Below are 615 nucleotides of genomic sequence, written 5' to 3' on the forward strand. Positions count from 1 at the left end.
ATGAGCACCAAGGTAGATACGGTTACCGTCGTATTACCTTAGAGCTGGGTAGACTAGGGTATTCTATTAATCACAAGACCGTATATAGACTGATGAAAGAATTAGGATTAAAGAGCCTCGTGCGACTCAAAAAATATCGCTCGTACCGTGGGAAAACAGGAAGGATCGCTCCTAACATTCTTAAACGCGACTTTGAAGCGTCTAAACCAAATGAAAAATGGGTCACAGATATTACAGAGTTTCACCTGTTTGGAGAGAAGCTTTATTTATCCCCTATTCTAGATCTTTTTAATGGTGAAATTGTCTCTTATCATATAGACAAACGGCCTGTTTTTTCCCTTGTGACAACAATGTTGAATGAGGCATTTAATCACTTACAAGTCGGAGAACGTCCAATACTCCATTCGGATCAAGGGTGGCATTATCAAATGACAAAATATCAGCATTTACTCAAAGAAAACAATATTACTCAAAGTATGTCCCGTAAGGGAAATTGTTTCGATAACGCAGTCATTGAAAACTTCTTTGGTCTATTAAAATCAGAGTTACTCTATCTCCAAGAATTTGAGAGTATGGAGCACTTTCAACAGGAATTAGAGAGGTATATTGTTTATT

At 37.4% G+C, this 615-nt stretch carries 1 protein-coding gene; it reads left to right on the forward strand.

Translation table 11 applies throughout. The annotated features are described in order from the left end of the window. A partial coding sequence (locus tag SB717_RS33390) for an IS3 family transposase (RefSeq protein ID WP_410907080.1) occupies positions 1–615 on the forward strand: 615 nt, incomplete at both ends.

It is taken from the genome of Priestia sp. SIMBA_032 (assembly GCF_046535215.1).
Classification (GTDB): domain Bacteria; phylum Bacillota; class Bacilli; order Bacillales; family Bacillaceae_H; genus Priestia; species Priestia aryabhattai.